Annotated in this window: 19 protein-coding genes; 5 read left to right on the top strand and 14 right to left on the bottom strand. The window is 56.9% G+C overall.

Features of this window, described 5'->3' with window-relative positions:
- Nucleotides 1-145: 145 nt before the first annotated feature.
- From bamG to ABD851_RS01310, 9 genes are all read right to left on the bottom strand, one after another.
- Entirely contained in the window at nt 146-1474 is a 1329-nt protein-coding gene (gene bamG / locus ABD851_RS01350) for a BamG family beta-barrel-assembly machinery protein (protein WP_344974105.1), read from the bottom strand.
- Nucleotides 1437-2174 (bottom strand): type III pantothenate kinase, encoded by a 738-nt coding sequence (locus ABD851_RS01345; RefSeq protein WP_344974102.1) that lies wholly within the window; start codon nt 2172-2174, stop codon nt 1437-1439. Before ABD851_RS01345 ends, bamG begins: the two co-directional genes overlap by 38 nt.
- A 31-nt stretch (nt 2175-2205) precedes the next feature.
- Nucleotides 2206-3258 (bottom strand): type IX secretion system ring subunit PorN/GldN, encoded by a 1053-nt coding sequence (gene porN, locus ABD851_RS01340; RefSeq protein WP_344974099.1) that lies wholly within the window; start codon nt 3256-3258, stop codon nt 2206-2208.
- 20 nt (nt 3259-3278) lie between these two features.
- Nucleotides 3279-4811 (bottom strand): type IX secretion system motor protein PorM/GldM, encoded by a 1533-nt coding sequence (porM, locus tag ABD851_RS01335; protein ID WP_344974097.1) that lies wholly within the window; start codon nt 4809-4811, stop codon nt 3279-3281.
- 74 nt (nt 4812-4885) lie between these two features.
- Nucleotides 4886-5716, bottom strand: coding sequence for a type IX secretion system motor protein PorL/GldL (gene porL / locus ABD851_RS01330; protein ID WP_344974093.1), 831 nt, complete (start codon nt 5714-5716; stop codon nt 4886-4888).
- A gap of 74 nt (nt 5717-5790) precedes the next feature.
- Nucleotides 5791-7065: a T9SS ring complex lipoprotein PorK/GldK gene (gene porK, locus ABD851_RS01325; RefSeq protein ID WP_344974090.1), complete on the bottom strand. Its 1275-nt coding sequence runs from the start codon at nt 7063-7065 to the stop codon at nt 5791-5793.
- 246 nt (nt 7066-7311) lie between these two features.
- Entirely contained in the window at nt 7312-9360 is a 2049-nt protein-coding gene (locus ABD851_RS01320) for a thioredoxin domain-containing protein (protein WP_344974087.1), read from the bottom strand.
- Nucleotides 9361-9434: 74 nt separating this feature from the next.
- The gene (locus ABD851_RS01315) at nt 9435-10214 is read right to left on the bottom strand and encodes a uroporphyrinogen-III synthase (RefSeq protein WP_344974084.1); all 780 of its coding nucleotides are present in this window, start codon (nt 10212-10214) and stop codon (nt 9435-9437) included.
- A 37-nt stretch (nt 10215-10251) separates the two neighbouring features.
- Nucleotides 10252-11361: a DUF4271 domain-containing protein gene (locus ABD851_RS01310; protein ID WP_344974081.1), complete on the bottom strand. Its 1110-nt coding sequence runs from the start codon at nt 11359-11361 to the stop codon at nt 10252-10254.
- A gap of 169 nt (nt 11362-11530) precedes the next feature.
- Between ABD851_RS01310 and hemW the strand changes: the two genes are divergently transcribed.
- On the top strand, nt 11531-12670 hold the full coding sequence (gene hemW / locus ABD851_RS01305; protein WP_344974078.1) for a radical SAM family heme chaperone HemW: 1140 nt from the start codon (nt 11531-11533) through the stop codon (nt 12668-12670).
- 174 nt (nt 12671-12844) lie between these two features.
- Here the strand turns inward: hemW and ABD851_RS01300 are convergent, their stop codons facing one another.
- Nucleotides 12845-13528 carry a YiaD family glycine zipper/OmpA-like lipoprotein gene (locus tag ABD851_RS01300; protein WP_344974074.1) on the bottom strand — a complete coding sequence of 228 codons (684 nt, stop codon included), beginning with the start codon at nt 13526-13528 and terminating at the stop codon, nt 12845-12847.
- 130 nt (nt 13529-13658) lie between these two features.
- The gene (gene prfA / locus ABD851_RS01295) at nt 13659-14723 is read right to left on the bottom strand and encodes a peptide chain release factor 1 (RefSeq protein WP_344974070.1); all 1065 of its coding nucleotides are present in this window, start codon (nt 14721-14723) and stop codon (nt 13659-13661) included.
- Between the two features lie 46 nt (nt 14724-14769).
- On the opposite strand from prfA, the gene ABD851_RS01290 reads away from it, so the two are divergent.
- The gene (locus ABD851_RS01290) at nt 14770-15948 is read left to right on the top strand and encodes an amidohydrolase family protein (protein ID WP_344974067.1); all 1179 of its coding nucleotides are present in this window, start codon (nt 14770-14772) and stop codon (nt 15946-15948) included.
- Nucleotides 15949-16036: 88 nt separating this feature from the next.
- On the top strand, nt 16037-17101 hold the full coding sequence (locus ABD851_RS01285; protein ID WP_344974063.1) for a mechanosensitive ion channel family protein: 1065 nt from the start codon (nt 16037-16039) through the stop codon (nt 17099-17101).
- 2 nt (nt 17102-17103) lie between these two features.
- Here ABD851_RS01285 and ABD851_RS01280 read toward each other — a convergent pair whose 3' ends face one another.
- The 3 genes from ABD851_RS01280 to ABD851_RS01270 are packed head-to-tail and all read right to left on the bottom strand — an operon-like array spanning nt 17104 to nt 19458.
- The gene (locus ABD851_RS01280) at nt 17104-17670 is read right to left on the bottom strand and encodes a thioredoxin family protein (RefSeq protein WP_344974060.1); all 567 of its coding nucleotides are present in this window, start codon (nt 17668-17670) and stop codon (nt 17104-17106) included.
- 36 nt (nt 17671-17706) lie between these two features.
- Nucleotides 17707-18471 carry a MerR family transcriptional regulator gene (locus tag ABD851_RS01275; protein WP_344974057.1) on the bottom strand — a complete coding sequence of 255 codons (765 nt, stop codon included), beginning with the start codon at nt 18469-18471 and terminating at the stop codon, nt 17707-17709.
- A gap of 15 nt (nt 18472-18486) precedes the next feature.
- Entirely contained in the window at nt 18487-19458 is a 972-nt protein-coding gene (locus ABD851_RS01270; protein ID WP_344974054.1) for a M23 family metallopeptidase, read from the bottom strand.
- Between the two features lie 189 nt (nt 19459-19647).
- On the opposite strand from ABD851_RS01270, the gene alaS reads away from it, so the two are divergent.
- Together alaS and ABD851_RS01260 are read left to right on the top strand one after the other, a co-directional pair.
- Entirely contained in the window at nt 19648-22287 is a 2640-nt protein-coding gene (alaS, locus tag ABD851_RS01265; protein ID WP_344974051.1) for an alanine--tRNA ligase, read from the top strand.
- 65 nt (nt 22288-22352) lie between these two features.
- Nucleotides 22353-23378 carry a PDZ domain-containing protein gene (locus ABD851_RS01260; RefSeq protein ID WP_344974047.1) on the top strand — a complete coding sequence of 342 codons (1026 nt, stop codon included), beginning with the start codon at nt 22353-22355 and terminating at the stop codon, nt 23376-23378.
- Nucleotides 23379-23381 lie beyond the last annotated feature (3 nt).

Below are 23381 nucleotides of genomic sequence, written 5' to 3'. Positions count from 1 at the left end.
CTGAACGATAAATGTTTATCATGCCCGGTTAAAGGTACTGAAAGCCGGGATTCGGACGTAATAGCCGAGGGATAAATTATCCTGTTCGGGTCGGGGCCGTGATTATAACCGGCAGGAGCCGTTTTATCCGTCGGGAAAAGGGGTTTTAGCGGAATTTGTTTTTATTAAACCAGATATCGCTGAGGTCCAGCCCCAGGTTTATCCTAAAGAAACGCTCGCTCAGGGGATTGCTGTCGCCGCCCCGTTTACCGACTTCAAAGCCCAGGTTCAGGGTGGTAAACTGGCCGCGCGCGTTGGGCACGAAATTGCGTATGGGAAGCCCTGCCCCGAAGGTAAAGGCAAAGACGTTCAGGTCGCCACCCGGCGTGAGCAGGTAGTCGCTGCCGGTATATATGCCGGCGCGGTAGGCCACCCGGCTCCAGTAGCCCTTGCCGGATGCGGTGGCATTGGGAATAAACTGTCCTCCGATGCGGAGCTTCCAGTTGTTCTGTACCGAGTCGGTGGTTTTATAAAAGCGGTAGTCGTCCCACTGCCCCATTTCATAGTCGGCACCCAGCATCCAGTGCTCATTGTCGTGCAGGAGAATGCCGAAACGCAGCTGCTGGGGATAGATGATCTTTCCCTTTTCGCCTCCTTCATACTTTACCGTATCCAGGTTCTGGGGAGAGGGGTCGGAGGGGTCGCCGCTGGAGAAGAAGGTCTCCTGCAGCAGGCTGCGCCTTGCCGACAGGTTCTGACGGGAGCTGCCGCTGGCGCCCAGCTCCAGGTGGAGGTTGCTGGCCAGCTTGATATGGGCCTGCGCCCCCGCACTCCAGAAGAAGCTTCCGAAGCTGGTGTTCTGGCGCATGTCAGAGCTGTAGAGGTGCAGGGTATCGTTGGGATAGATGAACTGCTCGCTATGCTCCAGGGAACCGAAAAGATAACCCGCGTTGATGCCCAGGCGTATGCCTTTGATGCGTACGCCGGTGCCTATAAAAGCCTGGTACAGGCCGCCGGTGCCCTGGTAGAGCTTGTCCACGCCGGTACCTATTTCCGTAAGGGTATCGTGCCGCCGAATATTGTAATCCATTTTGCTGACGGGAACCAGACCGAAGTTGAGCCCCCAGCCCCCGCCGCGTTTCAGCGGCACCCCCAGCTGGAGGTAGGACAGGCTGGCTGAGCCGGAATGAAAGGTATTGTTCCCTTTATCGCTAAGGGTGCTGAAGCTGCCGTTCATGCCGACATCCAGGGTGGTCAGCTGGAGGTTGGCATAAGAAGCCGGGTTGTTGAAATTCAACGACTGTCCGTCGGCATAAGCCTGCGAAACACCGCCCATGGCCTGGTTTATGGCGTTCCGCCCGTCTGTCAGGTCACCGAGCCCGTAGCGGGAATAGGGTGAGTTTTGCGCAGCAGCGGGCATCCATTCTGTCAGCAGCAGTAAAAAGAGCGCGCCCAGCTTAACCGTTACGGCCCGCATTGAATTCCAAGATTGCATGTAAACCTTTATACGATAGCGTCAAGTCTGCAAATATCTTATTTTTCAGGCGTCCTGCAAAATAAGCCATATCCCCCCCTGTTAAAAGCACGTTAAAGTTGGAGTATACTTCGCGGTACTGTTCGATCAGACCATCCAGCTCAGCCCGCATGCCGTTGAGCACGCCGCTCAGCATGGACTGGCGCGTATCGGAGCCGACAAGCGGATATCCCTCTTCGGGGCCAAGCAGGGGCAGGCGGCCGGTAAAGGCGTGCATGGCGCGGAAACGCATCTGCAGGCCCGGGGCTATGCTGCCGCCGAGGAACACGCCATCCCCGGTTAGGAAATTAAAGGTAATACAGCTGCCCAGGGCGATCACCAGATTATGCTGCCCGGGATAATACCGCTGTGCGGCGGCGGCAAGCGCCAGCCGGTCCGGCCCCAGGCTCCGGGGCGTCTCGTAAGCATTATGAAAAGGAAGCGGGGTATCGGCATCCAGCCGGATAAAAAACGGCTGTGCGGCCAGGAAGGTGTCGATCTCTTCAGGATGATCAATGACTGAGCTGAGGATGATGCCATCCGGCGAATGCCGGCCGACAAGCTCCTTCACCCGGACGGTCAGGGAAGCGGGCTCCAGGAGGGATTCCCCTTCGAGGACGCCGTTACTGAACCATGCGGCCTTCTGCCGGCTGTTCCCGAAATCGAGACACAGGTAAGTCATGCCGCAAAGTTAATCCGCTGCTGCATAGCGCTTAGTACGACCAGGCGTCCTGCTCCCAGTTGAAGATGTCGTTTTTGATACGTTGCCCTTCCAGCAGGCGGCGTACGCCGGCCTTGATGCTGGTATCGCCGGGCATCACGTAGTCCTTGATGGACCGGTCGAAGGCATTTTCTTCCCGGATGACGTAGCTGGAGAAAAACCGCATTTCAAAAACATCCTCCCAGCTCATCCGCATCATGTCGTTTTTGGGGTTATAGACATCATAACGGGCCAGCACACCGCGTATATCGGGGTAGCTGAGCCAGAACAGGGGGGTATAGGCCCGCACCTCTCCCGTGGCTTCATCGATGACGGCTTTTTCCGGGGCAATGCCGATGATCCGGGCATACATGATGGAGGTTTGTTTATCAAAAACCCAGGTTTCCTTGATGCGGTAACGGTCTATCAGGTCGGCATTGAAATCGTTGCGGATCACCTGGGTGGTCTGCTGGTTGGTCACCGGGTCCACCACCTCGATGGTGTCCGGCTTTCCCTGCAGGTTATTGGACACGTCCGCCATCGTCATGGCGGTGGTAAAGCGGTCGTCCACAGGGCTGTATACCTTTATCTCCCCCTTGCGTATCCCTTCGAGCAGGGCGGCAATCAGGCTGGTAGGCCCCCCTTCCTCGTTGCCTTTGTAGCGGAAGGGCAGGTTCATCTTGGCATGGGTATCTATCTCTTCCCAGATGGTCTTTCCCCAGATGGCGTCGTCCTCGCGGATATACTGATAGGCCAGCGGGGTACGGCTTTTATTCAGGTTGCGGTCCACTACCTCGTTGTTGGCCAGGGAGTGACGGATGGTGTCGATGCTTCCGAAGGGGTTGGCAGAGTCCGGCAGCATGATGCCGGAAGACAGGATATCCGCATCGGTAGGCGGCGGCGTCACCACGTTTCCGGTGGCGGGGTTGACCAGCGGATCGGGATTGGTTGTCGTAGGCTGCTGCGCCGGTTGCTGCGCGGCGGCTTCCCCGGCGGTCAGCATTCCCAGGAACAGTGCTCCCAGCAATACCGGGATACTTCCTTTTTTAACGATCACCTTCCTCATGATTGCAGGTTTTAAAGCACTCAGTTCAGTCTGAAATTGATGCTCGGCAGCTTACGGGTAAGCCCGTCCGGTCCCTTGGCCCGGATATCGTCGATATACACCCGTGTGCCCGGGCGGCAGCGGCTCATCAGCTGCTGCATATCCGATGTGAAATAGGCCGAGCCGGATACTTTTTCCAGGTAATCCGGGAATCCCGTACCACTGAAGCCCATCCGGAAGCTGGTGACTACAAACTTGGCATCAAAATAAAAATCCTTTAAAGTGGCGGCCACGCCTTTCTGTACCCGGAAGGCGGCTGCGCTCATCTGTCCGCCGTTGCTGCCTCCCACTTCCGGTACGGGGTCGGGAAGCCGGCCCACCCGGAAGGTCATCGCCCCCATATTTTTGGTTGCCCCCCCGATATTGGCCGAAACGTTGATCTGCACATTCTTGCCGATCAGCGAAGCCGGCACCCGGGCCACGTAATGCCCCGCGCCGGTCTTGGAGAGGGAGCCGCCGGTGATGGAAGCGCTCACGCTTTCCACCTGCACGCCCGCTGCAGCCACGGATACGGGATTATCGAGCCCGGCGATCAGCACATTCATCTTATCGGCCGATACCGATACGGAGGAAGCGCCGACCATATAGGTGCCCGAGGTGGTAAAGGTTTTTTCCTGTCCGCTCTGCTCTTTCAGCGCCACGGCCACGTTGTAGGTATGCTCTCCTATGCCGGAGGCGTTTATCTTGTAAGTGCCCACCCCGTTTTCCACCGGCACCGGCTGCCCGTTTACCGTAATGGTGGGGTTGACCGTAGAGCTGTAGGCGCCCAGCATGATCTTGGCTTCATAGGCCTGTCCGTTCATGACATAGCCGGAGCTGGCCGATACCAGCGGCGTATAGGTGTCGAAGGTGAACTGCTGGGCGTTGATCCGTTTGTACAGATCGTCGATCACCTGGGCCTCGGCATTCTTTACGTCGTTCTGGAACTTGCTCAGGATGGTCACGGCGGCGATGGTGGGTACCATATCGAAATGGGCCTGGGTCCAGGTTTTTTTCTGGGTCTTGGCCGGCATTTCGATGGTCAGCGGAAAGGTTTTTTCGGCCATCTGCCGTTGTGCCGGGTCGGTATAGTTCTTCAGCAGCGCTTCGCGGAACTGCTCCAGCCTCCGCTGCAGCTCGGGTCCCCGCTTCCGGTTTTCCATAACGCGGGAGGCGGCATCCAGGTTGTCGATCTTGGCAATCTGGCTGTCGGCATCGCGGCCCCCGCTTTCACGGATGATCTCCTCCTTCAGGGTTTCGATGTAGTTGTACATGTCCGCGCTCTGCTTTTTCACTGTTTCAGCCGCCTTTTTAAGGGGGGCGGTCCGTTGGGGGTCCACCTCCATCTGTTTGGCAAACTGCTGATAAATAATATTGTTTTTATCCGTGATGGAGGTATTGGACCTGCCGATACTCTCGTTCACGGTTTTAAACGCATTCAGGATCTCCGCAGATACATTCAATGCCAGCATAGCGGTCAACACGATATACATCAGGTTGATCATCTTTTGCCGGGGTGCTTTGGGTAATGCCATCGGTATTAACCTTTTTTACGCTTGGAATTTTTGTCGTTCAGTTCGTCGATATCCGTTCAGGTTACGATTGCGGATTACCTGCTCCCCTGCATGGCAGAAAGCATATTTCCGTAGATGGCGTTCAGCGAAGACAGGTTCCGGGCCAGCACGGCGATCTGCTCCTGGGTTTTCCGGGCGTCTTCGGCGCCGACCGTCATCCGTTCGGAAGCTTCGGCAAGGCTGCTGTAAAATTTGTTCATCACCTTCAGGTGATTATTGGTATCCTGTAATTCCAGTTCGTAAATGGCATTCAGCGAGGCCAGGTTCTGCGTCATGGTCTGCAGCTGCTCATGAAAGGTCTGGGCCGATCCCGAAGCGTTGTTAAAGCTCTGCACGGCAGACCCGGCGGCCTCATAGGCCTCTTTCATACTGGAAAGGGCTACGGTGGCCTCGCGGGTACGCTGGGTGTAGTCGCCCGTAGCGGCCACCACGTCGGATATCTCGCTCATCTTGTCCACGGTATTGCCGAGACGCTGGAAATTATCGCTCAGCTTCTGCAGGTTGGCGGGGGTAATATCCGCCTCCTCAAGCATACGATCCATCTTTTGCAGCGCGGGGTTGCCCTGGGAGCCGCCCAGCGCAAAGGGAGTCATCTCAAAACGTCCGGTACGGGATTTTTCCTCTTCCGGGCTCATGGTGATGTTGGGGAAAAAACGGTCCCAGTGGTATTCCTTTTCGGCCGGGATAAGCGCCATCAGCAGAAACACGACCGTTTCCACGAGCATGCCCACTTCCAGCGCATGGCTCAGCGGACCGCCCCAGTGTTCTATTTTTGCGAGTGCGCCGAAGATCACGACTGCCGCCCCCACGCTGAAGATAACGTTCAGCGTATCTTTTCCTTTCTTGGTTGTGAAGAAATTAGCCATGGTTTAACCGTTCTTTTGAGTATTTGCTGTTTTTGTAGTGACGTGTGTGTACTTTTTATGCTCCTTTTCCAGGCTTAACGCCCGTAATCGTTCTTGGAGCGGCCCAGGAAATCCGCTACGCAGCGGAACCCGATATAGGATTTGGACGTGTCCTGGTATTCGTAGCTGCGTGTGCCTGTCTGCAGAAAATAGCCTATGTCCTTCCAGGAGCCGCCGCGCACCACCTTACGCTTCATCCGCGGAGCGGCGCTGTCCGCCGCATTTACCTGAATATCCGGGCTGAAGTCCATGGCAAAGCTGTAGCCGTCCTCATAATAGGCGGAGGAGGTCCATTCCGCCACATTGCCGGATACGTTGTAAAGACCCCAGTCGTTGGGCCAGTAAGCATCTGCCCTTACCGGATAGAGCGCGCCGTCTTCGGTATAATCTCCCCGGCCGGGTTTGAAGTTAGCCAGCAGACAGCCTTTCTTGTTGCGCAGATAAGGCGTGCCCCAGGGATAGGGCACCTGCTCCCTGCCGCCCCGGGCGGCATATTCCCATTCCGCCTCGGTAGGCAGACGGAATTCTCCCGCGCTGGGCTGCTTTTTGGAAGCCCTGTAATCATTCCAGAGACGGGTACGCCACTGGCAGAAGGCGGATGCCTGTTTCCAGTTGACCCCCACCACGGGATAATTGTCGAAAGCCGGATGCGAAAAATACATCTTGGCCATCGGGTCGTTATAGGAGTAGGAAAAATCCCTGATCCAGCAAAGGGTATCGGGATAAATGGCCACGTCGTTTTTCACGATGAAGGCGGAACGGGGGCTTTTGCCCTTGTCCATGGCCGCAGCCTTGAGATCGTATTTTTCCCAATGGTATACCAGCTTGCGGACATCGATATCCTTGCGGCCCCAGATGCGGTCTTCCGGGGTATAGACCATGGCATCCAGCTTTTCCTGGGTGGCCGGGTCGCCGTAGTTGATCTTCTGGGACCAGTCTATATATTCCTGATCGTCGGAGGTCTTTACCTGGCCCAGCAGCTTATGGGCGATGGAATCCTGCACCCACTCCACAAACTGGCGGTATTCGTTGTTGGTGATCTCAGTAGCATCCATATAGAAAGCAGGGATGGTCACCGCCTTGTTCCGGGCCGTGAACACATAGCTGATATCCTCGTCGCTCGGCCCCATATGGAAGAAACCGGGACGGATATACACCATTCCCCGGGGTACCGGCGGCTTGTAGCTGGAACGTCTGGACTCGCCGATAAGCTGCCCCTGCGCATCCTTGGCGCCGCGGTTACCGCAACTGCTCGTCACCCACAGCACCGTCGAGAGGAAAAGTATGCTTCTGAATGTAGTGAAATTCATGGATAAGTAATTTGACCTCCCCGCGGTCAATCCTCTTGCCCGCCTTGCAGCTGCTTGCAACCATATTCTTTCCCTACTACCGCTGCGAGCATAATTGCGCATATCCGGTTGCATAAAGGCTCTTTTAGGATCACAAGGAAGCAAATGTAATTATTATTTTAAAGATTACTATTTTTTGCACAGGTTTTTCACATCGTCGCACAAGTCATGGTAACTCCTTAAAACGCAAGGATCAAAGCATTATTGTTAATCTTTTGCCAAAAATCTTCCCCGCTCCAGCAGCTCCCACAGTTCCGCCGCCGTCTTCACCGGCTGCAGACAGGTGTAGTCGCGGCAAAGATAAAGCAGGGTTCCCGGTCCTTCCCGGTCCCGCAGGAGCGGATACCGCTCGTCCGGTCCCGCGGCGGCCATCATCACCCGGGCGGGAAACCAGCGCGGCAGGATTTCCTTCAGCCGTTCCCGGTAGGCCGGCCCCACCACCGCCACCTCAGCGATGCCCTGCACCACCGACCAGATCACGCCGGCCCAGGCGCCGAAGGAAGAAGGGTAGCGCATGACGGTCGGCGCCATCCCCTCCAGCATCCGCCGGGCACGCTGTCCGAAATCCGGCCGCTCCAGCAACAATCCCAACCGAAGCAGATTGTCCGCCATCACCGCGTTGCCCGAAGGGACGGGGCCGTCATACTGATCCTTTTTCCGGACGATCACGTCCTGCTGCCCCTCCGCGGTATAATAAAAGTAAAGTCCTTCCTCATCCCCGAAATGCTGCAGCACATGCTCCGCATAGCCGGCGGCTTCTTCGAGGCAGGTCGTGTCGCCGGTAGTCTCCTGCAGCAAAAGCAGGGCCCGGATATAAAATGCGTAGTCATCGAGGAAAGCCGGATGAGGACTATGGCTTTTGTCGCTATGCAGCAGGGCTCCGGTTTGCGCCGGATCGCGGAGGCGCTGCCGGACAAAAGCGGCGTTACGGAGGGCCATCTGCAGCCAGGCTTCCTCTCCCAATGCGGCATAGGCCTTACAGCAGGCCGCCGTCATCAGTGCATTCCAGCCCAGCAGCTGCTTGTTGTCCAGCAGGGGCTTTTCCCGCTGCAGCCGGATGGCCAGCAGCTGCGCCAGGGCCTTTTCCAGCCGTTCCAGCAGCTCCGGCTCCGGCCATCCCTGCTGACGGGCAAATTCCGCTGTGGAAACCGTCCGGTACAAAATATTCCGGCCCTCCCAGTTGCCTTCGTCCGTCACCTGGAAGAGGCGGCAAAACCAGGCGGCATCGGCGCCCAGCGCCTTTTCTATCTCCGCCTTATCCCACAGGTAATACTTACCTTCCTCTCCCTCCGAATCGGCATCCTGCGAAGCATAAAACCCACCGTCCGGCCCCGTCATCTCCCGGGTGATATAGTCCATGGTCTGCCGCAGGGTCCGTGCATAGGCCTCTTTGCCGGTCAGCTGACAGGCTTCGCTCAGCGTCTCTACCAGCAGGGCATTGTCGTACAGCATTTTCTCAAAATGCGGCACCTTCCAGCGGGCATCCGTGGCATAGCGGGCAAAACCGCCCCCGACCTGGTCGTACAGTCCTCCTGCGCTCATCTTGTCCAGGCTCAGCAGCACCTGTTCCAGCGCAGCTTCGTTGCCCGTGGCGGAATGGTACCGCAGCAGGTATTGCAGGGCCATGGTGGAGGGAAACTTGGGAGCGGCGCCAAAACCGCCTTCCCGGGTATCGGCCTGCTTCAGCAGCTCCCGGGCCATGGTGTCCAGGATGCCGGAGGGTATTTCGGTGCCGCCGGCGCCGGCAGCGGCGGCATTCCGGAGCCAGCCGGTCAGCTGCTGCGCCTGCTCCAGCACCTCCTCCCGCTTGTCCCGGTAGGCGGCTGCCGTAGCCGCCAGCACCTCCCGCCAGGAGGCACGGCCGTATGCGTTTACCGGAGGGAAATAGGTGCCGCCGAAGAAAGGCGCTCCCGCAGGGGTGAGGAAGACATTCAGCGGCCAGCCGCCGGCGCCCGTCAACGCCTGCACGGCATCCATGTATATGTGATCCAGGTCGGGACGTTCTTCCCGGTCTATCTTGATGTTTACAAAATGGTCGTTCATCAACCGGGCGGTAGCTTCGTCTTCAAAGCTTTCCCGCTCCATGACGTGGCACCAGTGACAGGCGGCATACCCGATGCTGACCAGGATGGGCTTATCCTCCTCTTTTGCCCGTTGCAGCGCCTCGGGTCCCCAGGGATACCAGTCCACCGGGTTACGGGCATGCTGCTGCAGGTAAGGGCTGCTTTCGTGTATGAGACGGTTTGCCGTTTTCATAAAATAAAAAAGGACAACTTCTAAAGGTTGTCCTTTGCTGCATAAATTTAACGTAATTCCGCCGAAGGGGAATGTTATTTTTTGTTGACCTCGCTGAGATAATTTTCCAGCACGGCTACCATGGAGGGAGCTTCGGGCATGGGCGCCTTCACATCCAGCCGCAGCCCCGCCTCTTCCACCGCCTTGGAGGTCGTGGGACCAAAGGCGCCGATAAAGGTGCCGTTCTGCTTGAAGTCCGGAAAGTTCTCCACCAGCGACCTTACCCCCGTGGGCGTAAAGAAGACGATCATATCATGCTTGGCCTGCATAACGGTGCTGATATCGTTGCAGACGGTCCTGTACAGGACGGCGGCGGCATAATCGCATTTATTTTCCTTCAGCCATTTGGGAATGTCTTCCTTGCCTGTTTCCGAACGGGGCACCAGGAATTTTTCATCCTTGTGCTTGGCCACGACATCGAGCAGCCCTTTTGTGGAACCGTCGGCGCCAAAAAATACCTTTCGTTTGCGGTACAGGATAAATTTCTGCAGGTACAGGGCTACGGCCTCTGTAATGCAGAAGTATTTACAGTCCTGCGACACCTTTACCTTCATCTCTTCGCAGATACGGAAAAAATGATCTACCGCATTGCGGCTGGTCAGGATTACTGCCGTATAGGACTGGATATCGATTTTTTGTTTGCGGAATTCTTTTGCGGACACCCCTTCCACCCGTACAAAGGGGTGAAACACCAGCTCCACGTTGAATTTTTTGGCCAGATCAAAATAAGGAGATTTTTCGGCCTCTGGCTTCGGCTGGGAGATCAGGATAGAGCGGATCCTTTTCCCCGGTTCTTTTTGCTCTGCACTGGTCATACGCTTTCCAAATGAGTTAACAGATCAGAACCTCCGTTCAGGAGGTGCCATTTAGCCAAATCAGCACCCCTTTGCCTACAATGAGGACGGGAGCTATTTCGAAGGCGCAAAGGTAAAGAAAAAAATGAAATTTGCTGAAATAAATGTGATTATGCAGGCCGTTGTATATCCTTAAGTACCGGTAACCAACGAGTAATACTATTAAACAAAGTGAAATGTATAATGCGGAACGGGCCAGCTCCGGTCCCCCGAAGGCGAGGAGCAACAGGAAAGGGAGCAGGATCACACCCAGCACCTTATGGACGAGGTAAATGGTAAAGATATAACCATCCAGCAGCTCGGGAAGGCCGAAGAGCCAGCCGCTGAGCCGCAGAAAGAGATATTTGATAAGGTAAATGGCGGCTACCAGCACGATAAACACCGGCACCAGGTACAGGGGACGTTCCACCTCGATATAATCATACAGCTGCAGGATCAGGAACAGGTATACGCCAAGCGATACGCTGAAGAAGATGTTGAGCAGAAAGGCCGGGAAAGGGGTCTGCGACAGCTGGTCCTTCAGCTGCCGCTGGCTGAGCGTGGGGTTCAAAAAAGCGCGGAACAGGTCGGAAAAGTATTTGCCAAAGGCCAAGCGGATGATACCCAGCAGCAGGAACACCCCCGTGACGATGTAGAAAAGTCCGCTCGCCGAGCGGCGGGGCCGCACTTTGTCGAGCATCAGCACGGCGTGCTTCCCGCCGGAGAACACCGCATTGCTGTCCAGCGCCTGCTGCAGGAAGCCCCGGTAGCTGAGCGGCGTCTCCGGCACCACCGAGGGAATGCCTGGAGGGTACGGGGTCGTAACTGCAGTCGCCGCGGGGATTGTGGCCGGGGAATCTGCGGCTGCATGTGCGGGAGGGCGGTGTGCCCCGCCGGAGGAAACAGTCCGGCCGGCCGGAAGCACCGAGGTCCCTGTCTTGGCCGGCTGCGTGTGCAGCGCCGGGCCGGATGGCGGGGATGCACCCCGGGATACGGATGACGTTTTCCCGGCCGGCTGCGTATGCTGTACAGACCGGGACCCACTGTCCCGGCGCAGACTATCTGCCTGCTGCGCAAATGCGTTGCCCAGCCAGCAACAAAAAAGAATATAGCAAAAGATGATCTTCATGGGATACTATACAGGCAAACGCTCTTTTCGGTCCGGTGTTGTCCGCGTGCTTCCTTATCGACGTTCTGATGCAGTGGCAACGTTCAGGATCGCTTTACCTGTCACAAACACAAAGGTATCTTTTTAGCATATAAAATTCCGTTTAGACCCGAATCAGTACCTTCGCCGCATGGCCGGCATCTATATCCATATCCCCTTTTGCAGGCAGGCCTGCCACTACTGCAATTTTTACTTTTCCACCTCGCAGCAGCAGCGCGCGGCCTGGCTGGAGGCGCTGCTGGAGGAGATCCGGCTGCAGGGTGATTTTTTTACCGCCGCAGGGCAGGACCCGGATCCCCTGGCCACGCTTTACCTGGGCGGCGGCACCCCTTCCCTGCTGGACACCGCGGAGCTGGCCGCTATCTTCGGACAGCTGCGGCGATACTTCCTATTTGAGCACGATGCAGAGATCACCCTCGAGGCCAATCCGGACGATGTAGACGCAGAAAAGCTGCAGGCCTGGAAGCAGCTGGACATCCGCCGGCTCAGCATAGGCGTGCAGAGCTTTTCCGGGGATGATCTCCGGGGCATGCACCGGGCGCACGACAGCCGGCAGGCCCTGCAAAGCATCCTGCTGGCGCAGCAGCACGGCTTCAGCAACCTGTCTGCCGACCTGATCTATGGTACGCCTACGCTGGATGACGGGCAGTGGCGGCACAACGTGGAACAGCTGCTCGGCCTCGGGCTTCCCCATCTTTCCTGCTATGCCCTTACGGTAGAGCCGCATACAGCGCTCGACAGCATGATCCGGCGAAAGCAATATCCTCCCGTGGACCCGGGAAAAGCCGCCCGGCAGGCCGGTCTGCTGGAAACCTGGCTGGAAGACGCGGGGTATGAACATTATGAGATCTCCAACTTCGCAAAACCCGGCCACCGGGCCCGGCACAACAGCAGCTACTGGCAGGGCGTTCCCTACCTGGGGCTGGGGCCCGCCGCCCATTCCTTTAACGGCCATACCCGGCAATGGAATATCGCCAACACGGCCCTGTATATAAAAAGTATCCGGGAAGGACGTATTCCCTGTGAGCAGGAGGTGCTCACCCCGGATCAGCAATACAACGAATACATCATGACGGCGCTGCGGACGCTTGAAGGCTGCGACCTTGAGCTGGTGGCCGGCCGTTTCGGCGCCGAAAAGCGCAAAAAGCTGGAAAAAGAAAGCGGCCGATTTCTCCGCGACGGCCGGATGCTGCAGGAAGGCGCCCGTCTCCGGCTCAGTCCCCGCGGCAGGCTCTTTGCCGACGGCATAGCGGCAGATCTGTTCTGTTAAGTTTCCTGGTTTGAGGTTCGGATTTAAGATCCGGGTGAGACCAGGGCCGGTTTGTGGATCCGGAGATTTCCGGCATAAAAAAAGTCCTCCTGCGCTTTTGCCCGGGAGGACCTTTTTCTGTATACCGCGATGCTGATACATCGCATGGGAATACTGTAAAATACCCGCTTTGCTTTATTGCTGGGCTTCCTGCCGAGCTTCCTGCTTCATCTTTTCATTTGCGGTCAGCACAAATTCCACGCGGCGGTTTTCGGCGCGGTTGGCTTCCGAATCATTGGGTACCTTGGGATCGGATTCGCCCATACCCTTGGTGGTGATGCGGGAGGAACTGACGCCCAGCGTCCGCAGGTAAGCGGCTACCGAAGAGGCCCTTCTCTCGGACAACCCCTGGTTATAGGCATCCGTGCCCTTGTCGTCCGTATGACCGATGATCATCACATTCTCATCCGGGTATTTCTGCAGGATGGTATTCAGATCGCCGATCGTGGCTTTGGAGGCATCCGTAAGGTCAGACTTGTCGAAGCCGAACAATACGCTGGAGTTAAAGGTGACGATGATCCCCTCACCCTGCCGCTCTACCTGCGCATTGGGCAGCTCCTGCTGGATTTCCTTGGCCTGCTTGTCCATCTTTTTCCCGATCAGCACGCCGGCAGTACCTCCGACGGCTGCGCCGATGATAGCGCCGAGCGCCGTATTACCGGCTACTTTCCCTACAATGGCGCCCGTGGCTGCGCCGGCGCCGGTGCCGATCATGGCGCCTTTCTGGGTGCGGGTAAGGGGTTGTCCGCAGCCGAATAACACGACAGCTGCCAAGCCGAGGGCAACTATCGAATTGCGATGTTTAGTCCTGTTTGTCATCATGCTTTTGTTAATTAAAATGAAACAATGGATTTTATATCAACTTGCCGCTGCAAGGGTTTCAAGTTCTGTGCCAATCTCCGACCTGTCTTCACAACGCATTAGCATACAATCTCCTAATGCTGCTCTTTCAGGCCTGTTGCTTCATCTTTTCCGCATTCTCGGCAAACTGCAGGGCTTCGATCATCTCCCCGATATCGCCGTTCATAAAAGCATCCAGGTTATAAACGGTCATCCCTATACGATGATCGGTAATGCGACCCTGAGGGTAATTATACGTACGGATCTTTGCGGAGCGGTCGCCCGAGCTGACCAGGCTTTTCCGGTGCCGAGCAATTTCTTCCTCCTGTTTGCGGACCTGCTCCTCATACAGGCGGGTACGCAGCATCTGCATGGCTTTTTCGCGGTTGCCCAGCTGGGTGCGTTCGGTCTGGCAGATCACCACGGTGCCGGTGGGGATATGGGTCAGCAACACTTTTGTCTCCACCTTGTTGACATTCTGGCCGCCGGCGCCGCCGCTGCGGGCCGTCTCCATCTTCACCTCGCTTTCCTTCAGCTCAAAGTCGATCTCTTCAGCCTCAGGCAGCACCGCTACCGTAGCCGCCGAGGTATGCAGCCTTCCGCTGGCCTCGGTAGCCGGCACCCGCTGCACCCGGTGCACTCCGCTTTCAAATTTAAGGATTCCGTAGACATCTTCACCCTGAACTTCCACCTGCACTTCCTTATAACCGCCGACAGCCCCTTCGGTTTCGGAAAGCACCGCCAGCTTCCAGCCCCGCTGCTCTCCGTACCGCAGGTACATCCGCAGCAGGTCGCCGGCAAAGATAGCGGCCTCGTCGCCGCCCGTTCCCGCCCTTATTTCCAGGATGGCGTTCTTTTCATCCTGCGGGTCCTTGGGGATAAGCAGGTTGCGGATACGCGTTTCCCAATCTGCCTTTTGTTCCTGCAAAGCTTCGGTCTCGGCCTTGGCCAGCTCGCGCATCTCCTCATCGTCGCTCTGCAGCGCCTCCTTATTAAACGCGATATCCTCCAGGTTCTTTTTGTATCCTTCGTAGGCCTTCACGATCTTTTCCAGCTCCCGATACTCGCGGCTCAGCTTGCTGAACCGACGGTTGTCTGCCACCACTTCGGGGTTGGTCAGCGCAATGCCGGTTTCCTCAAAGCGGGCCTTGATGGCCTCCAGTTTGTCTAACATGTGTACTTTTGATGGTCCTTGCTCTTTGCAAAATTAAGGTACAAAAATGGTAAAATTTTCTGCGGATGCGCTTTTCGACGGATATCGTTTTCGGCAGGAGGGCACCGTGCTGGTCCTCGACAAGGAAGGTCGTGTGGCAGACCTGCTGCCCGCCGGCGATGCCGGCGGGGACGTCCGTCATCTGAGGGGTATCCTGTGCCCCGGCTTTGTAAACTGTCACTGCCACCTGGAGCTTTCCCACCTGAAGGGCCATATGCCCGAAAAAACCGGTCTTACCGACTTTCTGCTGGGGGTGATGAAGTTCCGCGGACACTTTTCCGAAACGATCATAAACGACGCCATGGAGCAGGCGGAGGAAGACATGTTCCGCGCCGGCATCGTGGCGGTGGGCGATATTGTCAATACCGCCGTAAGCCTGCCGCTGAAGAAAAGAGGCCGGCTGCACTATCATACCTTTGTGGAAGTGATGGGCGTGGCGGAGCAGGATGCCGCCGCCCGTTTCGCCGCCGCCCGGGAGCTCTACACGCTCTTCCGGTCATCGTCGCCCGGAGAAGCGGGATATGGACCTGCCGCCTCCGTGGTGCCCCATGCCCCCTACTCCGTTTCACCCGCCCTGCTGCGACTGATCAATGACTTTCCCGGCAACGCCCTGCTCAGCATACACAACCAGGAAAGCGCAGCGGAAGATCACCTCTACCGGGAACGGCAGGGCGATCTGCTGCGGCTGTACCACAGCCTGGGCATCAAACCTGCGGCCTTCCGGCCTTCCGGCCTCTCCAGCCTCAGGAGCTGGCTGCCGGCCCTGAACCGGCATCCCCTGCTGCTGGTGCACAACACCTACACCACAGAGGAGGACTGGGCCTTTGCCGCCGCCGCCGGACAGCCCCTGTATGCCTGTCTTTGCCCCAATGCCAACCTGTATATCGAGAACAGGCTGCCGGATATTGCCGCCTTGCAAAGACAGGGCATTCCCATAGCGCTGGGGACGGACAGCCTGGCTTCCAACCACAGCCTGTCCATCCTGGCCGAGATAAAGACCCTGCAGCAGCGGCTGCCGGCACTCTCCGTCCAGACCCTGCTGCATTGGGCAACCGCCGGCGGGGCAAAAGCCCTGCAGCTGGATGACCGGCTGGGCAGCTTTGAAAAAGGAAAACAGCCGGGCGTGCTGCTCATCAGCGGAGAGGGCAGACTCAGCCCCGGCAGCACGGCAGAGCGGATAAGCTAAGCGGAAAGCCGGGCCGACTTTCCGCCGCTGCGTTATTTATGCTAATTTTATTCCGGTATGGCGCATGCCGTAGCTAAAATAAGAACATATGCTGCAGTTTTGGGAGCGCTCTTTTCTGGATAATCCTGTAGGCGATTACCTGGTGCTGGTGGGGATGCTGGCGCTGGTATTCCTGCTGCGCGGCCCCATAGCCCGTCTGATCATAGGATTGCTTTACAGGATCGTCAAAAGGAGCATTCCGGATGTACAGAAGAAGGAGCTGATGGCCCTGCTGCGGCGTCCGCTGGAGCTTTTCCTCCTGATCTTTGTCTTTATCGGCAACATCGATCACTTTCAGTACCCCAGGGTCCTGGATTTCAGCATCCACTTCCTGAACACCCGTTTTTCTTCGGTGCTGAATGTGCTGAAGCTGATCGTGCTGACCGTTTCCTTTTTCTGGATACTCCTCCGGCTCATCGATTTTGTGGCCCTGATCCTCAGCCGCAGGCTCAGCTCCCGGAAAAATCAGTCGGATGCCCAGATCGTCCTTTTCTTCCGGGACCTGTTAAAGGCCTTTATCGGCCTGATCGGCTTGGCCGTAATACTCCGCTTCATGGTGGGGGAAAGCGTGGTCAACAAGCTGGTGGGTGCGATGGGGATAGGGGCCGCAGCCCTGGCCCTGGCCGGCAAGGAAAGCATCGAGAACCTGATCGGATCCTTTGTGATCCTGCTGGACAAGCCCTTCCGAACAGGGGATTACGTCACGGTCAGCGGCGTTTCCGGCTCGGTCGAAAAGATCGGTCTGCGCAGCACCCGTATCCGCACGGACAACAAGACGTATGTAACGGTACCGAATAAGCAGATGGTCGATAATATCCTGGACAACGGCACGCTCATCTCGCAGCGCCGCGTGCTGATGAAGCTGGAGCTGCCGGCATACACGCATGCCGGGGCCATAGAGCAGGTATTAAAAGATATTGAAGCCGTCCTGAAGGCCGAGCCCGAGATCCTTGAGGGATACACCCTGAACCTCAACGACATCACCCGCGACGCCTATGTTATTCAGCTGATCTATTATACGAATACCACGGCCTGGAACAGCTACAATGCGCTGCGGGAACGGGTAAATCTCGCCATTGCGGGCATCCTCGAACAGCGGCACATACGGGGATAGGATTATCTGTGCGCCGTAACGGCTTTTGTACCCTGCTCCGCCGCCATCATCTTGTCCAGGATGGCCACAAGGTCGGCCTCGATGCTTTTCTGCACCCGCTCTTCGATACGGCCGACTTCTTTTCCTTTCCGCAACACGATAAAGGTGGGCACCTTGGTCAGGTGAAGCTGCTTTGCCTCGTCTCCCGGCATATCGAGCTTTTGGTCCACGCCATACATGTGTATACGCGCCACGGGATAGCTGGAGGCCAGCATGGTGCTGAAAAATTTAGGGAGCAGGTCTTTTGTTTCCTGGCACCAGGTGCCGGCAAAAACCACTACGTCAAAGCTGTCGCGGTAAGCGCTGATATATTTTATCAGGGCGGGATCGGGCTTGTATTTGTTTACGCCGGTATAAAACCAGCCAAAGGCAGAATCGTTGGCCAGGGCTTTCATCGTCAGGGGACCGGTGATGACCTTTTCACCGCTGGCTGCGTATACCGTTTGCTTATCCTGAGCCTTCAGCTGTACCGCTGCGGTCAGCAGTAATACGACCAGCATGCTTATTCCGCGAAATGTCTTTCTGTTCATAATCATTTTTGTTAGATGAGGTCCTCGGGGCTAAAGTTATAACTGTTCCCTGAGTTCCACTAAAAATTTTCTCACTTTTTGCAAAGACTGTACCAGCTCAAAATGCTGCATGGCCAGCTTTTTCTCCGACTTCAGCTTTTGCCTGGCGCCTTCTATCGTATACTTCCGCTCCCGCAGCAGATGATAGATCAGCTGCAGGTTACGGATATCCTCGGGCCGGAAAAGCCGGTCGCCCTTCTTGTTTTTCCGGGGTTTTAAAACATCAAATTCATTTTCCCAGTAGCGGATCAGCGATGCATTGACCCGGAACATTTCCGCCACCTCGCTGATGGGATAATATTGTTTGGCCAGGTCCATCTGTCCGATCTGTTGCAGCACCTCCGGATCATCTGCCAGTTCCTTGAGGGACTTGCGGCCGCGCTTGCTGCCCGTGCCCGTCTTCGCCCCGGCTGTGCGGGTATTTTCCGCCGGAGACATCGCTCCGGTTTCTCCGGCCGTTCCGGCTTCTTCCGTTACAACGACGGCCCCGTTGGAAGATTGCTCAGCCTCCTGAACAGCCAGGACGGGCCATTCTTCCGCGGCCGCTTCTGCCTGCTCCTGCCCATCCGGGGCCCGCTGGGGTTCGGCTGCTGCCGGAAGAGCGCCGCTCTCCGCCTTTCCCTCGACTTCCGTTTTTTCGTCCGTAGTCCGGGGACGGGGCGTGACGGCGGCTTCCGGGGACTGCCCGGATGGGGCGGGGTTGGACAGGGATGCGGAAGAAAAAAGATCCAGCTGGCTCATGACGGGGGACTGCTCGTTCATTTGATGGTTGGTTTATCAATCCAGTGACTGATTGCTGGAAGAAGCAATCTTTAACATACGCTCATATTGCTCGGGGGTCAGATCGTTATAAAAGAAATAAACCGGATCCACCTTATTGCCGTTCCGGATCACTTCATAATGACAATGCGGCCCGGTAGACTTCCCGGTACTTCCCACCCAGCCGATTACCTCTCCGCGCTTGACATGCTGGCCGATCTTTGCCTTTATCCGCACCATATGGGCATATAGGGTTTCGTAACCATAACCGTGACTGATAATCACGTGGTTACCATATCCGCTGTTATCCCGGCCGGCATAGGATACCTTCCCGTCGCCGGTGGCATACACAGGAGTTCCTGTTGGAGCAGCAAAATCCAGGCCAGTATGGTATTTCACCGTTTTGTAGATGGGATCGATCCGGTATCCGAAGCCCGAAGCGATGCGCGTCAGGTTGCGGTTGGCCACCGGCTGGATGGCCGGAAGGGCCGCCAGCATCTGCTGTTTGTTCCTGACCAGCTTGTCGAGCTCGTCATAGGAATGGTTCTGAATGTCGATGCGGTGAACTATCTCGTGCAGTGTTCCGGCGGCATTGGAGATCAGCTCCTCATTCCGGAAATTCTGCAGAAAGGCGTATTCCGCCTGCCGGGCCTGACGTCCCGCCCGCACGCTGTCCGGTATAGGATGCGCTGCAAAGATGGCGCGGTAGATCTGGTCGTCGCGGTTCTGCAGCTCCTTCAGCTGAACGGTGGCAATATCAAACTGACCCTCCAGCGCTTCGTACCGGTCGCGCATTTCGTTCACCTCCTGCCGCAGCCTTTTTTCATTGGGAGAGTCGAAAAAACGGTAGGCAATGGATACGATGATGACCGAAGTGACGAGAGCCGCGGCAATAAAACCCAGGATACGGAGTATTTTCACATAAAGAGGGACGACCAGCTTCTCATACCTGAGCGTACGGGTATTATAATAATATTTGACCTTCTTCATGAGAGCGACTTAATCCTCCGCGACACGCATCCACAAAACCTGTTTTATTTTAATACTTTTGCATTCCCTTTGCGCAAACAACCGGAGGGGGCAGGCATATGTGCCGTAAAACGGCCGCAAATTAACGTCCTGCCGCTGATTATTCTGTTAATAAAAATAAAAAATTATACGGATTTCTCATTTGATTTTATGACCACCGCTTCCGAAATACGCCGGCAGTTCCTCGACTTCTTCCGTTCCCGGGAACACATCATTGTCCCTGCCGCACCCATCGTGATCAAAAACGATCCCTCCCTGCTTTTCACCAATGCCGGCATGAACCAGTTCAAAGACTACTTCCTGGGCAATAAGGCGCCGGCGAAGCAGCGGGTGGCCGATACGCAGAAATGCCTCCGGGTCAGCGGCAAGCACAACGACCTGGAAGAGGTGGGCGTGGACACCTATCATCATACCATGTTCGAAATGCTGGGAAACTGGAGCTTCGGCGATCCCCGGCATCCGGAGAATGGCTATTTCAAAAAAGAAGCCATCGCCTGGGCATGGGAGCTGCTGACGGCAGTATATAAAATTGATAAAGAGCGTTTGTACGTCACCGTATTTGAAGGCGACGACCCCGACAAGCTTCCTTTCGATGAGGAATCTTACCGGGAATGGGAGAAGTGGGTGCCCGGGGAGCGTATCCTGAAAGGCAGCAAGAAAGACAATTTTTGGGAAATGGGTGATACCGGTCCCTGCGGCCCCTGCTCCGAAATACATGTGGATTGCCGGGAAGCGGCGGAGCGGGAAGCGGTTGACGGCGGCACCCTGGTCAACGCCGGCCATCCGCAGGTGATCGAGATATGGAACCTCGTGTTTATGCAGTTCAACCGCCTGAAGGACGGAAGCCTGCAGCCGCTGCCGGCCAGGCACGTGGACACGGGCATGGGATTCGAACGGCTGGTACGTGTGCTGCAGGGGAAGCAAAGCAATTATGATACGGATGTATTCAGCGGCACCATCGCCTTTACCGAGCAGCTTTGCGGCAAGCAGTACGGGGGCAGCGACAGCCGGGCGGACATCGCCTTCCGGGTGATCGCCGATCATATCCGCGCCATTGCCTTTACCATTGCCGACGGTCAGCTGCCTTCCAATACGGGCGCCGGCTACGTGATCCGCCGCATTCTGCGGCGCGCCGTCCGGTATTATTTCTCGTTCCTGAACAGAAAGCAGCCGCTCCTCCACCTGCTGGTGCCCGCCCTGGCCGCGCAGTTCGACGACGTTTTCCCCGAGCTCCGGCAGCAGGCGGACTTTGTGCAGAAAGTAATCCTCGAAGAGGAAGGCAACTTCCTCCGCACCCTCGAAAGCGGGATGCGCCGTATAGACGAATACCTGACGACGGCCGGGACCTCCGGCGTCATAGACGGCAAAACCGCCTTTGAGCTTTACGATACCTACGGCTTTCCGCTGGACCTGACGCGGCTCATCGCCCAGGAAAAAGACTTCGGCATCGACGAAGCCGGCTTCCAGGCGGAGATGCAGCAGCAGAAAAACCGCTCCCGCGCAGCCACCGCCCTGGATACCGGCGACTGGACCGTGCTCCGGGAAATACCCACCGCTTTTGTGGGATACGACGATCTGCTGGTGCCCGCACAGGTGACCCGATACCGCAGCATAAAAGTAAAGGGCAGGGAGCAGTACCAGCTGGTGCTGGATAATACCCCTTTTTACGCGGAAAGCGGGGGACAGACCGGCGATACCGGCACCCTCGATTTTGAAGGGGAAGTGATTCCGGTTACCGATACAAAAAAGGAAAACGACCTCATCGTACATTTTACCGGAAAGCTTCCGGCAGGTATCGAAGGACCGCTGACCGCCCGCGTGGATACCGAAAAGCGGCTGTATACCGCCTACAACCATTCGGCCACGCATCTCCTGCATGCAGCGCTCCGCAAGGTGCTGGGCACGCATGTGCAGCAGAAAGGATCGCTGGTCACCGACAGCTATCTGCGCTTCGACTTTTCCCATTTTGCCCGGCTTTCCGAAGAAGAGCTGCGCGAGGTCACCTTCCTGGTCAACGATAAGATCCGGGAAAACATTCCTGTGGATATCCGCTACCTGCCCCGGGAGGAAGCCCTGAAAAGCGGGGCCATGGCCCTCTTCGGGGAAAAATACGGAGATACCGTGCGGGTGGTTACGATAGATCCCGCCTTCTCCGTGGAGCTCTGCGGCGGCACCCATGTGCCGGCCACCGGGATGATCGGGTTGTTCAGCATCATCCACGAAACGGCGGTAGCGGCCGGAGTGCGGCGGATCGAAGCCGTCACCGGACGCTTTGCCATCAAGCATATCTACGATCAGCTGCAGTCTCTCCATCATATCGGCGCCAGCCTGAAGGCCAAGGACCCGCTGAAGGCCATCGAAACCTTGTTACAGGAAAAAGCAGCGCTGGACAAGAAGGTAGCCCGGCTGGAACAGCAGCAGCTGCAGCAGCTGGCGGAAGACCTGGCCCGCGGGGCCACCGAAACAAACGGACTTTTCTTTATCGGCAAAGTAGTGGAAGTAGACAGCGCAGACGCCCTCAAGCAGCTTTGCTTTCTGCTAAAACCACGTTTCGACCGTTACCTTTTTGTACTGGCCGCGGCCGTCAACGGCAAAGCCGGGATCGCCCTCATGCTCGACGACGCCACCGCCCGGCAAACCGGCCTGGAAGCCCCCCGGATCATCCGGGAACAGGTAGCCCCCCTGATCAAAGGCGGCGGCGGCGGACAGCCGACCTTTGCCAGCGCGGGCGGGCAGGACGCCACCCGACTGGAGGAAGCGGTGGAAAAGGTCAGAACGCTCGTTTTTTAACATTCCCTTAGTGCTGCAGATAGGGGCGGGACCGTAATTTTGTTGATCACTTCAAATCAACAACCATGAAGCAGCTATCATATTTACCGATGCTGGTCCTTGCCGTTACCGGGCTTACCGCCGGGCAGGCCTGGGCGCAGCAGGATACCGCCAAAGGGCAGGATCAGTACCAGGAGATCATCATCCGCCGCAAGGGGAACGCTCCGCCTAAAATGACGATACAGATCGACGGGGACTCGGTACTGATCAACGGCAAAAAGCCCGGCGAGCTCAAAAACGGGGATGTCACCGTCATCCAGCGCAAGGGCAGCAGCCGGGGCGGCCGCAGCTTTAGCTTCCGCGAAGCCGTACCACACGGCGGACCACAGGGGCTCAGCATATTTCCCCGGAGGTCCCCCGACCGGTTCCCCGGCCAGCCTCACTATGCAAATAAAGCCCTCCTGGGCGTGTTCACCTCGCCGCCTGACGGAGCGGACAAAGGCGCCCGCGTGGAGAAAGTACAGGAGCGTAGCGCCGCCGACACGGCCGGACTGCAGGAAGGCGACCTGATCACCGGCGTGGACGACCAGGCCATCCAAAGTCCCGAAGACCTGGTAAAAGCCATCGGCGGGCACAAACCCGGCGACAAGATCACCCTCTCTTATACCCGCGACGGAGCAAAACATACCGCCACGGCCACCCTCGGAGAAAACGAGATGGTAGCCTGGTCAATCAGCCCAGCCCTCCCGCGGAACCCAGAATTTCATTTTTACCCGATGCCCCGGATGAACGAGGAGGGCGACCCGTTCTCATTCAACTGGATGAACGACGATACACCCCAGCTCGGCATGCGTATTGAAGATGCTGAAAAGCCGCAGGGCGCCAAGATATCCAGCGTACTGCCCGGGTCTCTGGCAGAAAAAGCGGGCTTTCAGCGCGGGGATGTGATCACACGTTTCGGGGATAAATCCGTCAGCAGCGCGGAAGCGGTCATGAAGGCCCTGCATGAGGACCGGGATAAGGATAAGATCGATATTACGGTAGACCGCGGCGGGAAGGCGCAGACATTTTCCGTAAAGCTAAACCACCCCAAGAAGAGCTTCGATCTGTAATAC

It is taken from the genome of Compostibacter hankyongensis (assembly GCF_039541075.1).
GTDB lineage: Bacteria > Bacteroidota > Bacteroidia > Chitinophagales > Chitinophagaceae > Compostibacter > Compostibacter hankyongensis.
This window is presented reverse-complemented; position numbering and strand designations above follow the sequence as displayed.

What these genes read in the sequence shown, in the direction of transcription:
- bamG (WP_344974105.1), bottom strand. Translation starts at nt 1,474, where the DNA reads ATGCAATCTTGGAATTCAATGCGGGCCGTAACGGTTAAGCTGGGCGCG.
- ABD851_RS01345 (WP_344974102.1), bottom strand. Translation starts at nt 2,174, where the DNA reads ATGACTTACCTGTGTCTCGATTTCGGGAACAGCCGGCAGAAGGCCGCA.
- porN (WP_344974099.1), bottom strand. Translation starts at nt 3,258, where the DNA reads ATGAGGAAGGTGATCGTTAAAAAAGGAAGTATCCCGGTATTGCTGGGA.
- porM (WP_344974097.1), bottom strand. Translation starts at nt 4,811, where the DNA reads ATGGCATTACCCAAAGCACCCCGGCAAAAGATGATCAACCTGATGTAT.
- porL (WP_344974093.1), bottom strand. Translation starts at nt 5,716, where the DNA reads ATGGCTAATTTCTTCACAACCAAGAAAGGAAAAGATACGCTGAACGTT.
- porK (WP_344974090.1), bottom strand. Translation starts at nt 7,065, where the DNA reads ATGAATTTCACTACATTCAGAAGCATACTTTTCCTCTCGACGGTGCTG.
- ABD851_RS01320 (WP_344974087.1), bottom strand. Translation starts at nt 9,360, where the DNA reads ATGAAAACGGCAAACCGTCTCATACACGAAAGCAGCCCTTACCTGCAG.
- ABD851_RS01315 (WP_344974084.1), bottom strand. Translation starts at nt 10,214, where the DNA reads ATGACCAGTGCAGAGCAAAAAGAACCGGGGAAAAGGATCCGCTCTATC.
- ABD851_RS01310 (WP_344974081.1), bottom strand. Translation starts at nt 11,361, where the DNA reads ATGAAGATCATCTTTTGCTATATTCTTTTTTGTTGCTGGCTGGGCAAC.
- hemW (WP_344974078.1), top strand. Translation starts at nt 11,531, where the DNA reads ATGGCCGGCATCTATATCCATATCCCCTTTTGCAGGCAGGCCTGCCAC.
- ABD851_RS01300 (WP_344974074.1), bottom strand. Translation starts at nt 13,528, where the DNA reads ATGACAAACAGGACTAAACATCGCAATTCGATAGTTGCCCTCGGCTTG.
- prfA (WP_344974070.1), bottom strand. Translation starts at nt 14,723, where the DNA reads ATGTTAGACAAACTGGAGGCCATCAAGGCCCGCTTTGAGGAAACCGGC.
- ABD851_RS01290 (WP_344974067.1), top strand. Translation starts at nt 14,770, where the DNA reads ATGGTAAAATTTTCTGCGGATGCGCTTTTCGACGGATATCGTTTTCGG.
- ABD851_RS01285 (WP_344974063.1), top strand. Translation starts at nt 16,037, where the DNA reads ATGCTGCAGTTTTGGGAGCGCTCTTTTCTGGATAATCCTGTAGGCGAT.
- ABD851_RS01280 (WP_344974060.1), bottom strand. Translation starts at nt 17,670, where the DNA reads ATGAACAGAAAGACATTTCGCGGAATAAGCATGCTGGTCGTATTACTG.
- ABD851_RS01275 (WP_344974057.1), bottom strand. Translation starts at nt 18,471, where the DNA reads ATGAACGAGCAGTCCCCCGTCATGAGCCAGCTGGATCTTTTTTCTTCC.
- ABD851_RS01270 (WP_344974054.1), bottom strand. Translation starts at nt 19,458, where the DNA reads ATGAAGAAGGTCAAATATTATTATAATACCCGTACGCTCAGGTATGAG.
- alaS (WP_344974051.1), top strand. Translation starts at nt 19,648, where the DNA reads ATGACCACCGCTTCCGAAATACGCCGGCAGTTCCTCGACTTCTTCCGT.
- ABD851_RS01260 (WP_344974047.1), top strand. Translation starts at nt 22,353, where the DNA reads ATGAAGCAGCTATCATATTTACCGATGCTGGTCCTTGCCGTTACCGGG.